Source organism: Providencia sp. LY12 (genome assembly GCF_057621555.1).
This window is the reverse complement of record NZ_CM172594.1, coordinates 1757413-1774664: the sequence shown is the minus strand read 5'-3', so window position 1 is coordinate 1774664 and position 17252 is coordinate 1757413. Positions and strand designations below refer to the sequence as shown.

At 42.7% G+C, this 17252-nt stretch carries 13 protein-coding genes; 4 read left to right on the top strand and 9 right to left on the bottom strand.

Annotated features, from left to right (window positions below; all coding sequences use genetic code 11):
* Window positions 1-7: 7 nt before the first annotated feature.
* From ACY3ZI_RS08320 to ACY3ZI_RS08305, 4 genes are all read right to left on the bottom strand, one after another.
* Window positions 8-517, bottom strand: coding sequence for a hypothetical protein (locus ACY3ZI_RS08320; protein ID WP_487377045.1), 510 nt, complete (start codon window positions 515-517; stop codon window positions 8-10).
* A gap of 115 nt (window positions 518-632) precedes the next feature.
* A complete protein-coding gene (locus ACY3ZI_RS08315; RefSeq protein WP_487377482.1) occupies window positions 633-2615 on the bottom strand; it encodes a DUF637 domain-containing protein in 1983 nt (660 codons plus the stop codon).
* Window positions 2616-3049: 434 nt separating this feature from the next.
* A complete protein-coding gene (locus ACY3ZI_RS08310; RefSeq protein WP_487377043.1) occupies window positions 3050-3877 on the bottom strand; it encodes a VanW family protein in 828 nt (275 codons plus the stop codon).
* Window positions 3878-4191: 314 nt separating this feature from the next.
* Entirely contained in the window at window positions 4192-5508 is a 1317-nt protein-coding gene (locus ACY3ZI_RS08305; protein ID WP_487377040.1) for a CitMHS family transporter, read from the bottom strand.
* 608 nt (window positions 5509-6116) lie between these two features.
* Here ACY3ZI_RS08305 and ACY3ZI_RS08300 point away from each other — a divergent pair.
* Complete coding sequence (locus ACY3ZI_RS08300; protein WP_211885256.1) at window positions 6117-7208, top strand: NADH:flavin oxidoreductase/NADH oxidase; 1092 nt, start codon at window positions 6117-6119, stop codon at window positions 7206-7208.
* 90 nt (window positions 7209-7298) lie between these two features.
* On the opposite strand, the gene ACY3ZI_RS08295 is transcribed toward ACY3ZI_RS08300, so the two are convergent.
* The gene (locus ACY3ZI_RS08295; RefSeq protein ID WP_036951331.1) at window positions 7299-7619 is read right to left on the bottom strand and encodes a lipoprotein; all 321 of its coding nucleotides are present in this window, start codon (window positions 7617-7619) and stop codon (window positions 7299-7301) included.
* Between the two features lie 285 nt (window positions 7620-7904).
* Window positions 7905-9377, bottom strand: coding sequence for an anion permease (locus ACY3ZI_RS08290; protein WP_211885250.1), 1473 nt, complete (start codon window positions 9375-9377; stop codon window positions 7905-7907).
* A 697-nt stretch (window positions 9378-10074) separates the two neighbouring features.
* Between ACY3ZI_RS08290 and cutA the strand changes: the two genes are divergently transcribed.
* Window positions 10075-10422, top strand: a complete 348-nt coding sequence (gene cutA, locus ACY3ZI_RS08285; RefSeq protein WP_211885249.1) for a divalent-cation tolerance protein CutA — start codon at window positions 10075-10077, stop codon at window positions 10420-10422.
* A gap of 359 nt (window positions 10423-10781) precedes the next feature.
* Window positions 10782-11129 (top strand): carboxymuconolactone decarboxylase family protein, encoded by a 348-nt coding sequence (locus ACY3ZI_RS08280; RefSeq protein ID WP_211885248.1) that lies wholly within the window; start codon window positions 10782-10784, stop codon window positions 11127-11129.
* 61 nt (window positions 11130-11190) lie between these two features.
* On the opposite strand, the gene betA is transcribed toward ACY3ZI_RS08280, so the two are convergent.
* Genes betA through betI form a run of 3 tightly spaced genes read right to left on the bottom strand, consistent with a single transcriptional unit; the run spans window position 11191 to window position 14994 of the window.
* A complete protein-coding gene (gene betA, locus ACY3ZI_RS08275) occupies window positions 11191-12858 on the bottom strand; it encodes a choline dehydrogenase (protein ID WP_211885246.1) in 1668 nt (555 codons plus the stop codon).
* A gap of 33 nt (window positions 12859-12891) precedes the next feature.
* On the bottom strand, window positions 12892-14370 hold the full coding sequence (betB, locus tag ACY3ZI_RS08270; RefSeq protein ID WP_487377036.1) for a betaine-aldehyde dehydrogenase: 1479 nt from the start codon (window positions 14368-14370) through the stop codon (window positions 12892-12894).
* Between the two features lie 21 nt (window positions 14371-14391).
* Window positions 14392-14994 (bottom strand): transcriptional regulator BetI, encoded by a 603-nt coding sequence (betI, locus tag ACY3ZI_RS08265; RefSeq protein WP_211886382.1) that lies wholly within the window; start codon window positions 14992-14994, stop codon window positions 14392-14394.
* 209 nt (window positions 14995-15203) lie between these two features.
* Here betI and ACY3ZI_RS08260 point away from each other — a divergent pair, with 209 nt between their 5' ends.
* Window positions 15204-17246, top strand: coding sequence for a choline transporter (locus ACY3ZI_RS08260; RefSeq protein WP_132494687.1), 2043 nt, complete (start codon window positions 15204-15206; stop codon window positions 17244-17246).
* Window positions 17247-17252: the final 6 nt, after the last annotated feature.

Here is a 17252-nt window from a genome sequence, read left to right as displayed (position 1 = left end):
TTCCCCTCTAGTTCTTTTTGAATACTTCTACGCAATTAGGACAAGTTGCTATAAATGCTTCTGATGATAATTCAGAAATATCATTACCATAAACATTTCTAGGCCTGTATGCTTGCGATATTTTAATATCTAATGGATTAACACCGTCACGAATTAATTGATCGGCAGCTAAAACTTCCCCGCCCCCACCAACAAAATTATCACATAGCTTTGTTTTTGAACCAATTTCAATATCTTTGCCTAATTTTAACTTCAAAAAATCTACGGTTCTTTTATCTAACATCTCTAGTTTAATTTCTTCACCGACGCTTTTTCCTACGACGATTTTACCTGTTTTCTCATCATAAGCAGCAACCATCGTAGCGATATTTTGTGCTTTATTTTTTGACGAAAATTTATTAATTTCCTCAATAACTTTTTTATTAGCCTCAACGCGTAGTTTCTCAGCTTCTAGGAAAGACTTTAGTTTACTCGCATCTTGTTTTCCAGCTATTAGCATATGCTTTGAGCTGTTCATTGTGGTATTTGCGAGTGCTTTGGCAGCCTCCTCTGAGCTAGCTAGTAATTTATAGCCAGCCCCTAAAGCGGCTCCCCCTGAAATAGCGGCCTCTGGCGCTATAATTTCAGCAGAACTAATAGCAAGTTTTCATACAAAGAGTCAAGCCTGCCTTGCATCCTTGCAGAGCTAATCTTGCTGTCGCTAATATTTCTGGAGTAGCCGCTAAAATAACTTCGCCACCAATTACCGCTGCATACCCTCCCGCAGCGACAAAACCAACAACGATCGCTGCCTCTTGCCGCGCTCTAACTCTTTGTGCAGCAGCTTTATCGCCTTTATCTGCAGCTATGACATCCTGCGCATTCTCAAATGCAATGTCCATTAACTGATGGTCTGTGTAATTATAGGTATAAACCAGTTCAGCTGAATTAGCCGCAGAAAAAGCACCTTCCGGTTTATGAGTAATTAATGCCCCTGCAAACCCACCCAATACCTTAGTAAATTGAGTCTTCGTGTTATTACCATTAATCGCCTCTTGTATTAATGCGAGTTGCCTTTCTTGCTCATTAATATACGTTGGCTCGAACAATTTGCTATTTAATGTTATTGCCGCCAATTCTGCCGCTAATGCACCTACAACTGCACCTTTGGCATTTCCACCTGCAATTTCAGCACTAATACCTGATACCACAGAGTGACCTAAAAGTTTTCCTGTATGCCCTAAGATCTCACCATTATCCCCAATAAGCTTTGCACCTTCCGCATTGATTTGGTTTCCGATATTACTGAGTAGGGCATTTTTAAAGTTATCAGTGAAACTACCGCCTTGAATGGTGGTATTTACCGTTGAGCTAATAACTGACTGTGCTGCGACACGTTGAGCGACTTTATTCCAGTCTCCGTTAGCCAGTAATGGTAATTTGGCATCTGCAGGATTACCTTTAGTCCATTCCATTTTGATATCGAGGCCATTTAATGCCCCTGAAATTACCATTTGAGCAATAATGGATTTGACGGTATCACTTTTCCCCAAGGCATTGAGAGTTTTGGATAAATTACCTTGATTTTCAGCCAGTGCGACCGCCGCTTGAGCAGAGAGTGCAGTCATACCTGAGTAGGCGGCGCCAGAGATGACAGCCGCAGTCGTTCCACTTGTTCCAGACGCTGCCCACGCAGCAAATTGTGATGCTGTACCTGATGTCATGGCAGCAACGGTGATCATAATTAATGCCGAAGCAACGGGATTTAGACTTTGGCTTTTATAATCCCAACTGTCATATGCATCCTTAACTAATCCCCACTGCACATCTTTTCGATCTTTTAAGCCTGCTAGCCACTTAGTGCCTTCAGTCTGCCCGAGTGCATTTAAGGCATTTTGTAAACTTTGGTTATTTTGGGTTTTAATATCTGCAGTAATGCCTTTTGCTGCATCCACTGTCAGTTTACCTCCAATATGAAGGGCTGGTAGCACCCAAGTGTCTTCTTTATAGCCTTTATTTCGCTGCGTGATATAAAACCCTTTAGAGTTGGAAATCACTTGTTCAAACGTAGAATCTTTGACTGCTTTAAAATTAACTTTACCTTTTTCACTGGTAATTTTTGCATTTTTACCTGCGTCAATTTTGGTTGCCTCTAGTGTGACATCATCCTTGGCATATAGGTTAATATCACCACCTGCGGTAAATTCAGTGACTTTATTTTTCGTTTCGCTCCGAGTTTTTTTGACCTCTTTTTTGGTAATGCAAAGTGTCCATTTATTGCACTTTTTGCTGGTTTCTTCGTAGTGGCTGGTTTCTTCCATGGCTTGCGCGTAGAGATACCCACCTTTAGCGGCAATATCTATTGCACCTTTGGCTACTAGACGAGAGGCTTGGAAAAGAATGCTACCTTCCGATAATATCGTCAGTGTTTTACCACTATTAATCTCCGTACCAATTTGACGATAAATATCTTCTAGTTTTTTACCGGACTGTTTTCTGTAATGCGTTTTGGCGGACTCTAACCGAACGTTACCACCACTGGAAATTGTAATATCGCCAAGAGATTTGATTGTACTGCCTTGCGCTATTAATCCTCCATTTGAAGCCAGTGTGATGCCATTGTCACCGGTAAGCATTGAAGTCACATAACGAACATCTTGGTTATCTTCATTGGGGTTGGGAATCGCTGAATAAGCGGTAGCCGTTAATTTAATATCACGACCTGATAGCGCGGTGATTTTATCTTTTGATTGAAGATTTGCTGATTGCAGGTCGATATCACGCGCTGCACTTATTGTTATATTTCCATTCGCAAATAGCTGAGAGCGTAATTCTGGATAGCGATTAGTTTTAAATACATTGTCGACATCTTTAATAGCTTTCGAGCCTAACAGAATATCTTGGCCTGCATTGAACGTGATTAGTTTACCGCTGTTAAACGTAATGCCGCGCGCTTCAATATTATAAATATAACACTTGAGTATTTAATAATACTGGCATCTATTTTCCATTTGAAATAATAAATAATCCTCTTTCTAAATTTTTAAAATAACTTACACGACCCTTAGTTTTACGTATTTTCCACATCACTCAATTGAGATTCATCCAGTGGATATTTCACCACCACTTTATTGCGGTATAAACAGCGGTCGCTGAGTGTGAGCGGCTCTTGCCCTTTGGTGGTGATTTGCTGCCAGATTTCATTATGGCGATAAATCACGCCGTGCTCCCGAACAAACTTATGATTTTGTTGGTAAATATGGTATTTATTTTCGCGGGGTTCTGAACACAGTAACTCCCCTTCAATTTGATGTTCACCAATTTTAAACACTAATTGAAATGTCGCTTGAGTGGGGTTATACAACACAAGGTCGATATAGTTATAGAAGATAGCCGCACCGGAACCAAACGGCAGCACGCGCCCTTCATCGGGAAATGGGTCAAAACTGTGGTTGGCTCGCTCCACAACTTGCAGCGGTGAATGAAGCGCCATCCAGTGGATTAAATTGCTGAGTTGGCAAATTCCTCCGCCAATTCCGCTGCGGGCTTCTCCGTAAGAAAGTTCCATTCCTTCCACAAATCCGCGTTTAGCCGTGGGTTTTCCCACAAGGCGACAAAATGAGAAGTATTCCCCCGGCGAGATGGTAATGCCGTTCATCGTTTCAATCGCAATTCCGAGGTTTATCACTTTGTTATGTTGTAGCCGAAGGTCTGATTGACCCAATTTGCGGATAAGGCGCGATGTGTGTTTATGGTAACGGTATTCTAGCGGTTGCTCCGCCAAATTGCGGGTATATTTGCGCCCTGAAAATGCCCAGTGCCAGCGCCTAAGTAGCCGTTTTTGATTCACGCGCAGCCAATACAAGATAGGATGATAGGAAGAAAGTGGTCTGCGCATGTCGAGCCTTATAGGTTTCAGATAATAAAGGTATCTTCACATAATTCCCTCATCATCAATATAGTCACTGTCCGATAATCGATGTTCCACTTAGCAACTATTTTACCTCACTGTTTTCTATTTGTTTTCCCTATCTTCTATCTTTCCAGATTCCAGATTTTAGGTTTTTCCTTAGTTTCCCCAAACATTGGCTCTATGGATTTTGCGCCGTAACTAGGCGGCAAAAAAGAAAATCCCTAGGAGCATACATAAGTATGTGACTAGGGTTTTCTTTTGAAGCCAACAACGTTAGGGTGCAAAAGACGACGAGCAGATCAATAGAGACCTAAAACCCCACCGACTGAAAGTGTGAAAAAACTAAACACCCAAATCCACCCGAACGAATACCGCAAATGACGCCCCATATCAATTCCCGCCAGCCCCATCGCTAGCCACGCTGCAGGTGAGAACGGGCTCACAAACGTACCGGCGTTATTCCCAATCGCCATGGCGTACACCACCGCTGAAGGATCAACCCCTGCCGTCGCAGCAATTTGCTGAATAATTGGCAGCAATGCAAAATAGTAAGCGTCAGTACTGGTGAAAATATCCATTGGTACGCCAAGGATACCCACAAAAATATGAATTTTTGATACCCATTCCGTTGGCAGTATTGATGTCAGGTCCATCGCGATGGATTTCAACATTCCACCATCGGATAAAATGCCGAGAAACGCGCCCGCTGCAAGAATAATGGCCACCATACCTAACGCCTGTGGGGCGTGTAGGGAAAGCACCTTCATCTGCTCTTTGGGGTTTGGGTAGTTAATTAATAACGCTAAAGAAAGTGCAATCATAAACACATACGGTGCTGAAAGTAGCCCGAATGCTAAACAGATAATCGCCCCTACAATTAATCCACCATTAATTAATGGCTTTTTAGGTTTATGGATAGTATCAGCCACATCTCCAGTTTGCTCACTCTCACCTAACAGTGAATCCATTTGATACGGCGTAGTGCCATTTAACGCGGCCGTAGCAATGCGACGCTTTTCACGCATTCCCATAATGATGGCAAATACCACAGCGCCCCCCATACCAATCAATTGCACGGGAATTAAACCTTGCCATAGTGTAGAGGCATCGATACCTGTTACCGCTGACGCACGACCTAATGGTCCGCCCCACGGCACCATATTCATGATCCCCATACTTGCGCACATCAGCAGCAACATTAGGTATGGACTCATACCTAATTGTCGGTATAGCGGTAATAATGCAGGAATAATAATTAAAAATGTTGCGGCGCCAGAGCCATCTAAGTGCACTACCCCCGCGATTAGCGTGGTCATGATACAGACGATAATCACATTACCACGGGTCATTTTGACCATCATGCGGATCAGTGGGTCAAAAATATGTAAGTCCTTCATCATGCTGAAGAACAAAATGGCAAACAAAAACATCGCTGCCACTTTTGCCACTTTATTAATGCCGCTTTCGAAAAAGACCGAGATTTCACCAATAGAATATCCCGCTAACAGTGCACCAATAAAAGGAATACAAGACATTGCAATAATTGGGCTAGCTTTACCCATCATCAGTAAAGTGACGATTGTCACGATGATTAAAATACCAATAATTGTTAACACATTGACCTTCCTTTTTAGAATTATATTTTCACAGGCTAATACACGTTGTTGAAAATAAAACTGCTACACTTTTACAGTTGTAATTTTATTTTCATCTCCATTACTCTTTTTACATAAAACTAATATTACGTAGGGCTATCGTTGCTTATATAAATCCCTTATTTAGGTTGCAAGATGAAAATTGTTTTTTTGCGGCAACAATATTCATTTAAAGGTAAAGAAAATCATTGAATAAAATAAAAACTCAGCGTGAAAATCTATTAGAACCATAAAAACCATAAAACCAAATTAAATTCATCATGCTTGATTTATCATGGAGTTAACAAAAAAAGGGTGAACTAAGCGAGTATTTATCATGATTTGAAATGGTACATTACAATATATCTACACTCTGTCTCTGGTTCTTTTATTTATAATAAAAAATAGCAAGCAGAGATTTATACTTTTTATTCTTTTCCTCAAAATTATCTTCGCGTTATTGCTTTTTCAGCTTGTTTATAACGAAAAATTTTTTTGAATCCCTAAATTTGCCGTTTTATCACAAGAATGCTCTTACTTTTTTTGTATACTGTCAGAATTATCTTAAGTTTCGTTATAAGGAAAAAGGAATGAGTTACCTATTTTCACCTGCTAACTTAGGTCAAGTTCAGCTAACTAACCGTATTATTGTGCCGCCTATGTGCCAATACTCCGCACATGAAGGTCTCATCAGTCCTTGGCATCAGGCTCATTATATGAACCTTGCCTTATCCGGCGCTTCCCTTGTGATTGTCGAAGCCAGTGCTGTAAACCCCGATGGGCGAATTACTTACCAAGATTTAGGTTTATGGAATGACGCTCAAATGCAGGCGTTTAACACCCTGTTAACGAACATCAAAAGTTTTGCCAATGCAAAATTAGGGATTCAAATTGCCCATGCAGGCAGAAAAGCATCCTGCGCATTACCGTGGGAAGGTGGGCAAAACTTAGCACCAGAAGATCAGCATGGTTGGCAAACGATCGCGCCATCCGCCCTACCTTTTGGTGACAGCTATCCACCGAAGGCTCTCACTGTGAATGAGATCCACGAAATCACCCAACAGTTTGTAGATTCCGCAAAACGCGCTGAACAAGCGGGTTTTGATTTAATTGAAATTCATGCAGCTCATGGCTATTTACTGCATGAATTTCTATCTCCTATCGCCAATCAGCGACAAGATGAATATGGCGGCAGTTTTGCTAACCGTACTCGATTTTTAGTGGATGTATTTCGTGAAGTGCGTGCAGCAGTCAGTCCAAATATTGCTGTCGGTATCCGTATTTCAGCGACAGATTGGGTCGCAGGGGGCTGGGATTTGGCACAATCTATTGAACTCACTGAGATGCTAGAAGAATTAGGGTGCGATTATATCCACGTTTCTTCCGGTGGATTGTCAGACAAGCAGCAGATCCCCGTCAGTCCAAATTACCAAGTGCCACTGGCACAAGCGATTCACGAACATACTGATATGCCAGTGATTGCTGTGGGGCTGATCACCGAACCTCACCAAGCAGAAGCGATTATTGCGACTGGGCAAGCTGACTTTATTGCGATTGGTCGCGGCATTTTATATGAACCGCGCTGGCCATGGCGTGCCGCCAGTGTACTCAATGAACAAATTAATGTGGCACCACAATATTTACGCTGTGCTCCGCACCAATTTAAGCAGCTATTTAAATAAGCATTGAGTTAAAATCCAGTCCTAAAAATAGTAAAGCCACGGGATTTTTCATCACCGTGGCTTTATTTAACAATGAATAAAGCTATTCAATTAACGCGCGTTAGTTGCACACTCTTGAACAAATGAAATCATAGTTTGTTGGAATTCAGGCGCAGCAGCAGGTGATTTTTGCAGTTCGCTGTCTAAACGTTTAAATTCTTTTAAACCATATTTTTCAACAGTTTTATCATAAGCACAGCCACAGATAGCGCTAATAGCTTGTGCTGTTTCTGTATCAGATTCGCCCGCTGCTTTTACACAGTTGTTTACGAACTCAGAACGATACTCTGCAATCTCTTTTTTCTCGTCTGAACACGCTGACAACAATGCCATCATACCCGCCATACCCAATACTAATGCTGTCTTTTTCATTTTTAACCTATTTATCTTTGTTTATCTTCGTTTATATCGAGTTAACATTAAAACCCTATAACATGCCTTAGTATTAATCATAGCTGCTTTAAATTAAAAAAGCTTGTTTCCATTGAATATTTAATTGCCCTATTTATTTCAATGAATTCACTAATTTAAGGTTTAAATTTTATGATTTCTCGCCCAGTAAAATATAATTTCACTCACAGTCTATAGAGGATAAAAAAGCCGGAAGATAATTCCGGCTTTTGATGAATAAGTATTTTTAGTTAATCTTCAATGGAATTACCAGTAACCCAGGAATTTCCACCAAATACTCCCTAAACTGATCCAAATAATTAAGTTAACCACACTCATCACAAAGCCTGCTTTCCACCATTCGCCCAGTGTGGCATAGCCCGAACCGAAGATAATCGGTGCGGTACCCGTACCGTAGTGAGTTAATGACATCATTAAGGATGAGGAGAATGCTAAGGTTAAACCTAACAGCATTGGCGGTGCACCTAATGCGAGACCCGCCGCAAAGAAAGCCCCGAACATTGCGGTAATGTGCGCAGTTGTACTGGCGAAGAAATAGTGGGAGTAAACATAAATAAGTACCAAAATTAAGGTACCCCAAACCCAACTAATTCCCATACTATCGATGGAGCTTCCTACCGTGACAGACATCCACTTAATAAGACCCAATTTACCTAAGAAGCTTGCCATCATCACCAGTGCGGCGAACCAAACAACGGTATCCCATGCCCCTTTATTTTTCAGGACATCATCCCAGTTGATAACCCCAGTTCCCAGTAATACGCTCAGACCAATAAAGGCAGCCGTGGTTGCATTCACGCTGAATGATGGACCAAACAGCATTTCAGGAACCCCTGCCCACATCATTAATAACAGGATGAAAACCCCTAATGTGATTATTTCAGGCAATGAAATTGGTCCTAATTGTTGTAAACGCTCTTTGGCAAAATTAGGCGCATCCGGTGTAGAGGTAATTTCTGGCTTATACATAAAGTAGATAACCAGCGGCATTAAAATCAGAGAAACAATCGCAGGTACAAATGCCGCAATCGCCCACATTCCCCAAGTTAGCTCATTACCTTTACCCGCCTCGCTGACAATTAAGCTGACAATCAGCGGGTTCGGTGCCGTTGCCGTAATAAACATCGCGGAGGTTATTGGGTTGATATTGTAGTTCACTAAAGAGAGGTAGCGCCCTATTTTCCCTGAAGTACCGTCTTCTGCCTTAGAACCAAAACTGTCTGAAATCGAACGCATAATCGGGTGAATAATTCCCCCGCCTCGCGCGGTGTTACTCGGCGTCACAGGCGCAAGAATGGTTTCTGCAATAGCCAGTGAATAAGCAATCCCAATGGTTTTTTTACCAAATAGGGAAATAACGTAATAGCCAATACGCGCTCCCAGCCCCGTTTTATTCAAGCTCATGGAGACCATGATGGAAATACCAATCAGCCAAATTAGGTCATTAGAAAAACCACTTAATGCATCTGCAATCGCGCCTTTCGTGGATTCAGGATTGGTAACACCAGTCGCGGCCACCAAGGAAATCGCAACGATAGAAACACCACCAATCGGTAACGCTTTACCGATAATCGCAGCGATAGTTCCGACAAACAGGGCTAATAAATGCCATGCATTCGGATTAACGCCTTCAGGAACAGGAATAGCAAACCAAATAATTAACGTAATCGCGACGGCGATTAAGGTAGGTATCGGTTTTAACGGAGTCAGTTTATTCATAAGGGTATCCATACAGTTTTTGAGATGGAATGACAGAGAAAGTGCAATATATATTTTTTTATTCTCAGTCGATGTTAGCAAATAATCACCTGAAAATATTGATCGTTATCATTTGGTTACTGAGTTTCATATGAATTTCAAGCTATTATGTAACAAAATGTAATTGAAATTCACAAACAGTCACACTCCCTTAAAGTGAGTTAAAAGTGGCTGTAAAATAAAAACGAGTAACAGTTATGTATAAAAACGTCACTAATTCTTCCATCGGATTAAAGCGATTAAATATTAAAATATTTCCCAAAACTCAATTAATATACAAAAATTCAATAATTATTGATATTTACCTATCTAAAACTTAATGCTGAATCGAATTACTCATAATTAATCAAGAATAGCAATAAAGCCCCTTGTAAATAGATTTACTTTCGTTTAGTAGAGCGAATGAAAATCAACCAGGCTAATTGATTAATGAAATTATTTAGCTCAAGCCTTAAGCTATTAGGGTAAATATATTGCTATCTCATGGGCAGCCAATTCATTACCCAATAAGATAATCGTTATCAGTAATAATCACTCCCACATTAATCACGTACTTCTCTATTTGTATCATTATGTGGCTACGTTTTCTTATGGGCAGCTAGACTAAAATGAATCAGGCTACTCATTTAAATAAGCCCTTTAAATAAAGGAGATTAAAATGACATTTGACGATACTCATTATAAGAGCCAGCAACAACCTTGCATCATTTTAAGCACGACTAATAGCCAAGAAAGTGCCATAAAAATTGCACAGTACCTGTTGAATAACCACCTTGCTGCTTGTGTTTCACTATTACCAGAAATGAAATCAGTCTATTTGTGGAAAGGAAATGTGACGGAAGATAATGAAATTCTATTACTGATAAAAAGCACGATTGGTAATCAGCAAGCACTATTTGATGCAATCAAGGAAATTCATCCCTATGAAATCCCTGAATTAATTCGGTTAGATCCTAACCAAGTTGAGGATAATTATTTACAATGGCTGGTTAATTCTGTCCGTTAATATTCACACTTGCCATATTATTTTCAGTTTATATTCCTTTTTCATATAGCAAATTATGATCATTTTTATTAGCTGGTCAGCTTTGGTAAATACAAAATTAGTGTTATATAAGTAATCTCGCTTAATATTTATTTTCCTCCTTCGTTTGGAGGATTTTTTTGTCAAATTGACACCAATAGCGTTAAATTTCAGATCAAACATCCAAATATGAACCTTTCAATTCAATAAACTATCCTTTATTAAATAAAAAGTATAAATCTATTTTATATCTTATTTCGAATATTTGCCTTGCTTAATGTTATTCTTACATTATATTAAAATATATATTATTAAATTAAATAATGTAAGACGAGGAAACAATGTCAAAGTTTACTGAAATCAATCAAAACCTACTGCAAACCATGCCGGAGCTGGCTGAATTTATTCCTGAAGTCATGATGCATTTTTCTAACTTAATTGCAGCGGCCTCGACAGAGGGAGATCTAGATAAAAAAACCAAAGAGCTGATTGCGATTGGTATTGCGGTTGCCAATCGCTGCGATGGCTGCGTTGCCTTTCATACAAAAACTTTGGTCGATTTAGGAGTCACCCAGCAAGAACTTGCTGAAACTTTAGCTGTTGCCATTTTTATGGGGGGAGGCCCTTCAGTTATGTATGCAACGCAGACATGGAATGCGTATAAAGAATTTACCGGCCATTGCGAATAGGCATCTACAAAGGGTGAGGACGTTCCTTCACCCATAAAATACGTCACCCATAAACCACGTTTTAGCCCGTTCTAACCGCCTGACTACCCGCTTTAAAATAAGGAACCTGGCTGGGTGCTAATGGCTCTCGACCGCGAATTTTGTCCGCTATTTTTTCCGCAATCATAATAGTAGTGGCATTTAAATTACCTGTAATAATCAGCGGCATAATGGATGCATCAATCACTCGCAGGTTATCAACCCCATGAACACGCCCTTCACCATCGACAACCGCCATAGCATCCGAGCCCATTTTGCACGTTCCACAAGGATGAAACGCCGTTTCCGCACTTTCTCGCACAAACTGATCAAGTTGTTCATCAGTGACAATGTGCTTACCGGGGCTAATCTCCTCACCTCGATACGGGTCTAACGCAGGTTGAGCCATAATTTCCCGCGTAATACGAATTGCGGCACGAAACTCTTCCCAATCCTGCTCACAAGACATGTAATTAAACAGGATGCTAGGGTGTTGATGCGGGTCACGAGATTTTATCTGCACTCGACCTCGGCTAGGTGAACGCATAGAACCCACATGCGCCTGAAAACCGTGTTGATTCACCGCATTGCTACCGTTGTAGTTAATCGCCACTGGCAGAAAGTGAAATTGAATATTTGGCCATGCAAACTTTTCACTGCTGCGAATAAACCCGCCCGCCTCAAACTGATTACTCGCCCCAATGCCAGTGCCTTTAAATAGCCACTGCGCTCCAATCATCGGTTGATTAAACCATTTCAATGCGGGATACAGAGAAACAGGTTGCTTACATTCATACTGTAGGTACATTTCCAGATGGTCTTGCAAGTTTTCCCCAACCCCTTCCAGATAATGAACGGGAGGGATCTCAAACTGCGCCAATACCGCTTTAGGGCCAACACCGGAACGCTGCAAAATTTGAGGGGAGGCAATAGCCCCGGCGCATAGCAAAATTTCTTTGCGAGCTTTCGCCACATGCACTTGCTGATGTTTACCTAAATGATACTTCACAGAAACTGCTTTTTTCCCTTCAAACTCAATAGTGTCCGTGGTGGCATGAGTGACTATCGTCAAGTTTTTACGGGTACGAGCTTGATCTAGATACCCTCTGGCTGTGCTCGCACGACGACCTTTTGGCGTCACTGTACGATCCATCGGACCGAACCCCTCTTGCTGATAACCGTTTAAATCATCCGTTTTCGGATAACCCGCTTGAACACCGGCTTCAACCATCGCGTGGAATAGCACATTATTTTTGGGTTTTGGCGTCGTCACACTCACGGGACCTTGGTCGCCGTGGTAATCATTTCCACCAATATCGCGGGTTTCAGCTTTACGAAAATACGGCAAACAGTTGGCATAAGCCCAATCTTCTAGCCCCGGAGCTTGCGCCCAGCCATCAAAATCCATGGCATTTCCGCGGATATAACACATGCCGTTAATCAATGAAGAGCCCCCAAGCCCTTTACCGCGCCCACATTCCATACGGCGGTTGTTCATATGAGGCTCAGGCTCTGTTTCATACGCCCAGTTATAACGGCGCCCCTGAAGTGGGTATGCTAATGCCGCTGGCATTTGTGTGCGAAAATCGAACCGGTGATCCGGTCCTCCTGCTTCAAGGAGCAGCACAGTAACATCAGTATCTTCTGTCAGGCGGGTAGCAAGAACGTTACCGGCTGAACCAGCACCGATAATAATGTAGTCATAGACCATTGTTATCTCCTCTGTTTCAGTCAAATTAAGTGATTAAAAAATGGATGAAAACTCTCCGAGTTCAACTTGAATGGATTTGATTTGAGTGTAATTTTGTAGCGTCACCAGACCATTTTCACGCCCGACACCAGAGTGTTTATAACCTCCCACTGGCATTTGCGCAGGGGATTCTCCCCAAGTGTTGATCCAGCAAATTCCCGCTTCCAATTGGTGAATAACGCGATGAGCACGAGCGAGATCTTGCGTGACAATCCCAGCGGCTAAACCATAAATAGAATGATTTGCTCGCTCAATCACCTCATCTTCTGTACGGTAGCTTAGAATGCTCATCACAGGGCCAAAAATCTCTTCTTGGGTTATTTGCATTTCATCTGTGCAATCAGTAAACACCGTCGGAGCCACATATGCGCCGTTTGCCAGCGATCCCGTCATAAGACGCTCACCGCCACATAGCACGTTCGCCCCTTGCGCCTTGCCAATCTCGATATAGCGCAGCACATTGTCTAGATGCTTGAAGCTGACCAAAGGCCCAAAATTGGTATTTTCATCGATTGGTGAGCCGATACGAATGCGAGCAACGCGCTCCGCGATTTTAGCCTCAAAAGCGACTTTCAGGTTTTCAGGGATAAATACCCGCGTCCCGTTGGTGCATACTTGCCCAGAGCTGTAAAAATTCGCCATTATGGCGATATCAGCGGCTTTGTCTAAATCAGCATCATCAAAAATAATCAACGGTGATTTCCCGCCCAGCTCCATAGTGACCTCTTTAAGGCTTGAGCTAGAGGCATTGGACATCACTTTTTTCCCTGTCGGGACGCCGCCGGTAAATGAGATTTTGGCAATATCAGGATGCTCTGTTAGCCATTGCCCCACTTCACCGCCCATTCCCGTGACCACGTTAAACACCCCCGCAGGTAAGCCCGCTTCAGTGTAGATTTCCGCCAGCTTTAATGCGGTTAATGAGGTAACTTCACTGGGCTTAAATACCATGGCGTTACCTGCTGCCAGTGCCGGTGCGGATTTCCATAACGCAATTTGAATGGGATAGTTCCATGCGCCAATCCCCGCAACAACCCCCAATGGTTCACGGCGAGTATAGACAAACGAGGTTTCACGTAGCGGAATTTGCTGCCCTTCTAGAGCCGGAATTAATCCTGCATAGTATTCAAGAACATCCGCGCCCGTCACAATATCCACAAAACGCGTTTCAGAAAGTGGCTTCCCCGTATCGAGGGTTTCTAAATAGGCAAGTTCATCATTACGTTCACGTAAAATATCCACGGCACGGCGCAAGATACGTGAGCGCTCCATCGCAGTCATTGCCGCCCAAATTTTTTGCCCCTGTTTTGCACTTTCCACCGCCCAGTGAATATCGTCGATGCTAGCTGACTGCAAATGTGCAATCACGTCGCCATTGGCTGGGTTTATTGCCTCAAACTGCCCGCATTCTGGTTGTGAACTGTCGACATATCCGCCATGAATGTAAAGCTTATGAATCGGTGGATGTTGCATAACGTCTCCTTTGAAAAATAGTTAGGTCGAATGGTCTCCTGCTCGTGCCAATTGCATATCGATATATTCGTTAGTGATGCTGAGCGCTTCCGTCACAGGAAAAGACTCATTACTCAGCGCACTACGTAGCCATAATCCATCAATCAAGGCAGCCAAACCTTTAGCAGCACGGCGTGCGGCAGGTTGACTTAGAGCTCGTCCAAACTCATAGCTCAGGTTTGAATATAAGCGACGGTCATTCACCCGCTGTAAGCGGTTCAGATTTGGCTGATGCATACTGCTCGCCCAAAATGCCAACCACGTTTTCATTGCAGCTTCACTAATTTGAGTCGAGTCAAAGTTCCCTTCCACAATCGCTTGAATTCGCGCTTTAGGATTTTCACCACTCAACAATCTGAGTCGCATCGCAATACCAAACCCGAGTTGATACTGAATATGGCGCATAGTAGCTTCCAATAAACCGCTTTTATCACGGAAATAGTGGCTAATAATCCCAGTAGACACCCCCGCTTTACGGGCGATCAGCACAAAGCTGGCTTCTTGCATTCCCACTTCGTTGATGACAGCTAAAGTGGCCTGAATTAACTGCTGTTTACGTATCGATTGAACGCCTATTTTCGGCATGGCATGAAGACCTAATAAGACCATTGAACCCATTCATTAAACGATTTTTTAATTGAATGTTCAATCAATATTAACTATTGTTTACAACAATTCATTTACAAATAACTCAAGGAGATACCCGTGAAATTTTAAATATTTACTAATAATTCAATATGTTAGTAAATAATCTAATTTTAAATTTTCATCCAGATAAAACTGTGGAACTGCCAATGACAAATTCAAAAAGTCCAAAAAATGGGCAGAAAGACCAACTTAATCACGTTGTTTTTTTTACCTCCGCTGCCTTAATACTGGCGTTTTCTTTTTTCACCATCCTGATGACTGACACCGCAAATCAATGGATTGTTGCAACACTGGGTTGGGTGTCAAAAACCTTCGGCTGGTATTACTTACTTGCCGCCACCTTGTATATCGTTTTTGTGATTTTTATCGCCACCTCGCGCTTTGGAAACATCAAACTGGGACCGGAACAATCCAAACCGGAATTTAGTTTGCTCAGCTGGTCGGCGATGCTGTTTGCCGCGGGGATCGGCATTGATTTGATGTTTTTCTCGGTGGCTGAACCGGTCACTCAATATATGTTACCGCCAACAGGTGAAGGCGAAACCCTTGAAGCGGCTCGTCAGTCGATGGTGTGGACACTGTTTCACTATGGACTCACGGGCTGGTCAATGTACGCCTTGATGGGCATTGCGCTCGGTTACTTTAGTTATCGATATAATTTGCCATTAACCATCCGTTCTGCCCTATATCCGATTTTTGGTAATCGAATTAACGGACCGATTGGTCATACCGTCGATATTGCCGCCGTGCTCGGGACGATTTTCGGTATCGCCACCACCCTCGGTATTGGGGTGGTGCAGCTCAACTACGGGCTAAAAGTACTGTTTGACCTTCCCCAAGGGCTAACGGTGCAAGGTGGACTGATTTTCCTTTCGGTGATCATGGCGGTGATTTCCGCCACATCGGGGGTCAATAAAGGGATCCGCATTCTCTCGGAACTCAACGTGTTACTGGCCTTGGGGCTGATCCTGTTTATCCTCTTTGTCGGTGATACCGAATTTCTGCTCAATGCGCTGGTGCTCAACGTTGGGGATTATGTGAACCGTTTTATGGGCATGACCCTGAACAGTTTTGCATTTGATAGGCCGACTGACTGGATGAATAGCTGGACGCTGTTTTTCTGGGCATGGTGGGTAGCATGGTCGCCTTTTGTTGGGCTGTTTTTGGCACGAATTTCCCGTGGGCGCACCATTCGCCAATTTGTGATTGGCACGCTAATCATCCCGTTTGTTTTCACGCTACTTTGGCTATCTATCTTTGGTAATAGCGCTCTGTATGAAATTATTCATGGCAACAAAGCGTTGGCTGAAACGGTATTAGAGGCCCCCGAAAAAGGGTTTTATTCCCTACTCGAGTTATATCCGGGGTTTGGATTAACCGCCTCCGTTGCCACCATTACAGGCTTACTATTTTACGTGACGTCCGCAGATTCTGGCTCACTAGTGCTGGGGAATTTCACCTCCAAACTGAGCGATATAAACAGTGATTCACCTAATTGGCTACGGGTTTTCTGGTCAGTTGCCATTGGTTTACTCACTCTTGGAATGTTAATGACCGATGGGGTACCCGCACTGCAAAACACCACCGTGATTATGGGGCTGCCGTTTAGTTTTGTAATCTTCTTTATTATGGCGGGGCTGTATAAGTCATTACGGTTTGAAGATTATCGCCGCGTCAGTGCCATTAATACCAATGCCCCTGCGCCGCTGTATGGTAATGAGCCCATTAAGTGGAAACAACGTCTGGGACGCGTGATGAATTTCCCAGGCACCACCTATACCCAACGGATGTTAGATTTAGTCTGTATTCCTGCGATGCAAGATGTAGCTAAAGAATTGGAATTGCGTGGCGCGAAGGTGGAATTTGCGATCTATCCTCTTGCCGAAGAAGAGCGACTTAACCATTTAGAGTTAGTGGTCGATTTAGAAGAAGAGCAAAGTTTTATCTATCAAATTTGGCCACGCCGCTACACGGTGCCAAGCTTTACCTACCGCGCTCGCTCCGGTAAATCCCACTATTACCGCCTTGAGACTTACTTGTGGGAAGGCACCCAAGCCAACGATTTAATGGACTACACCAAAGAGCAGGTGATCAGCGATATCCTCGACCAGTATGAAAAGCATTTGAATTTTATTCATTTAAGCCGCGAAGCACCGGGAGCAACATTGACCTTTCCCGAAGGAAATTGATACGGA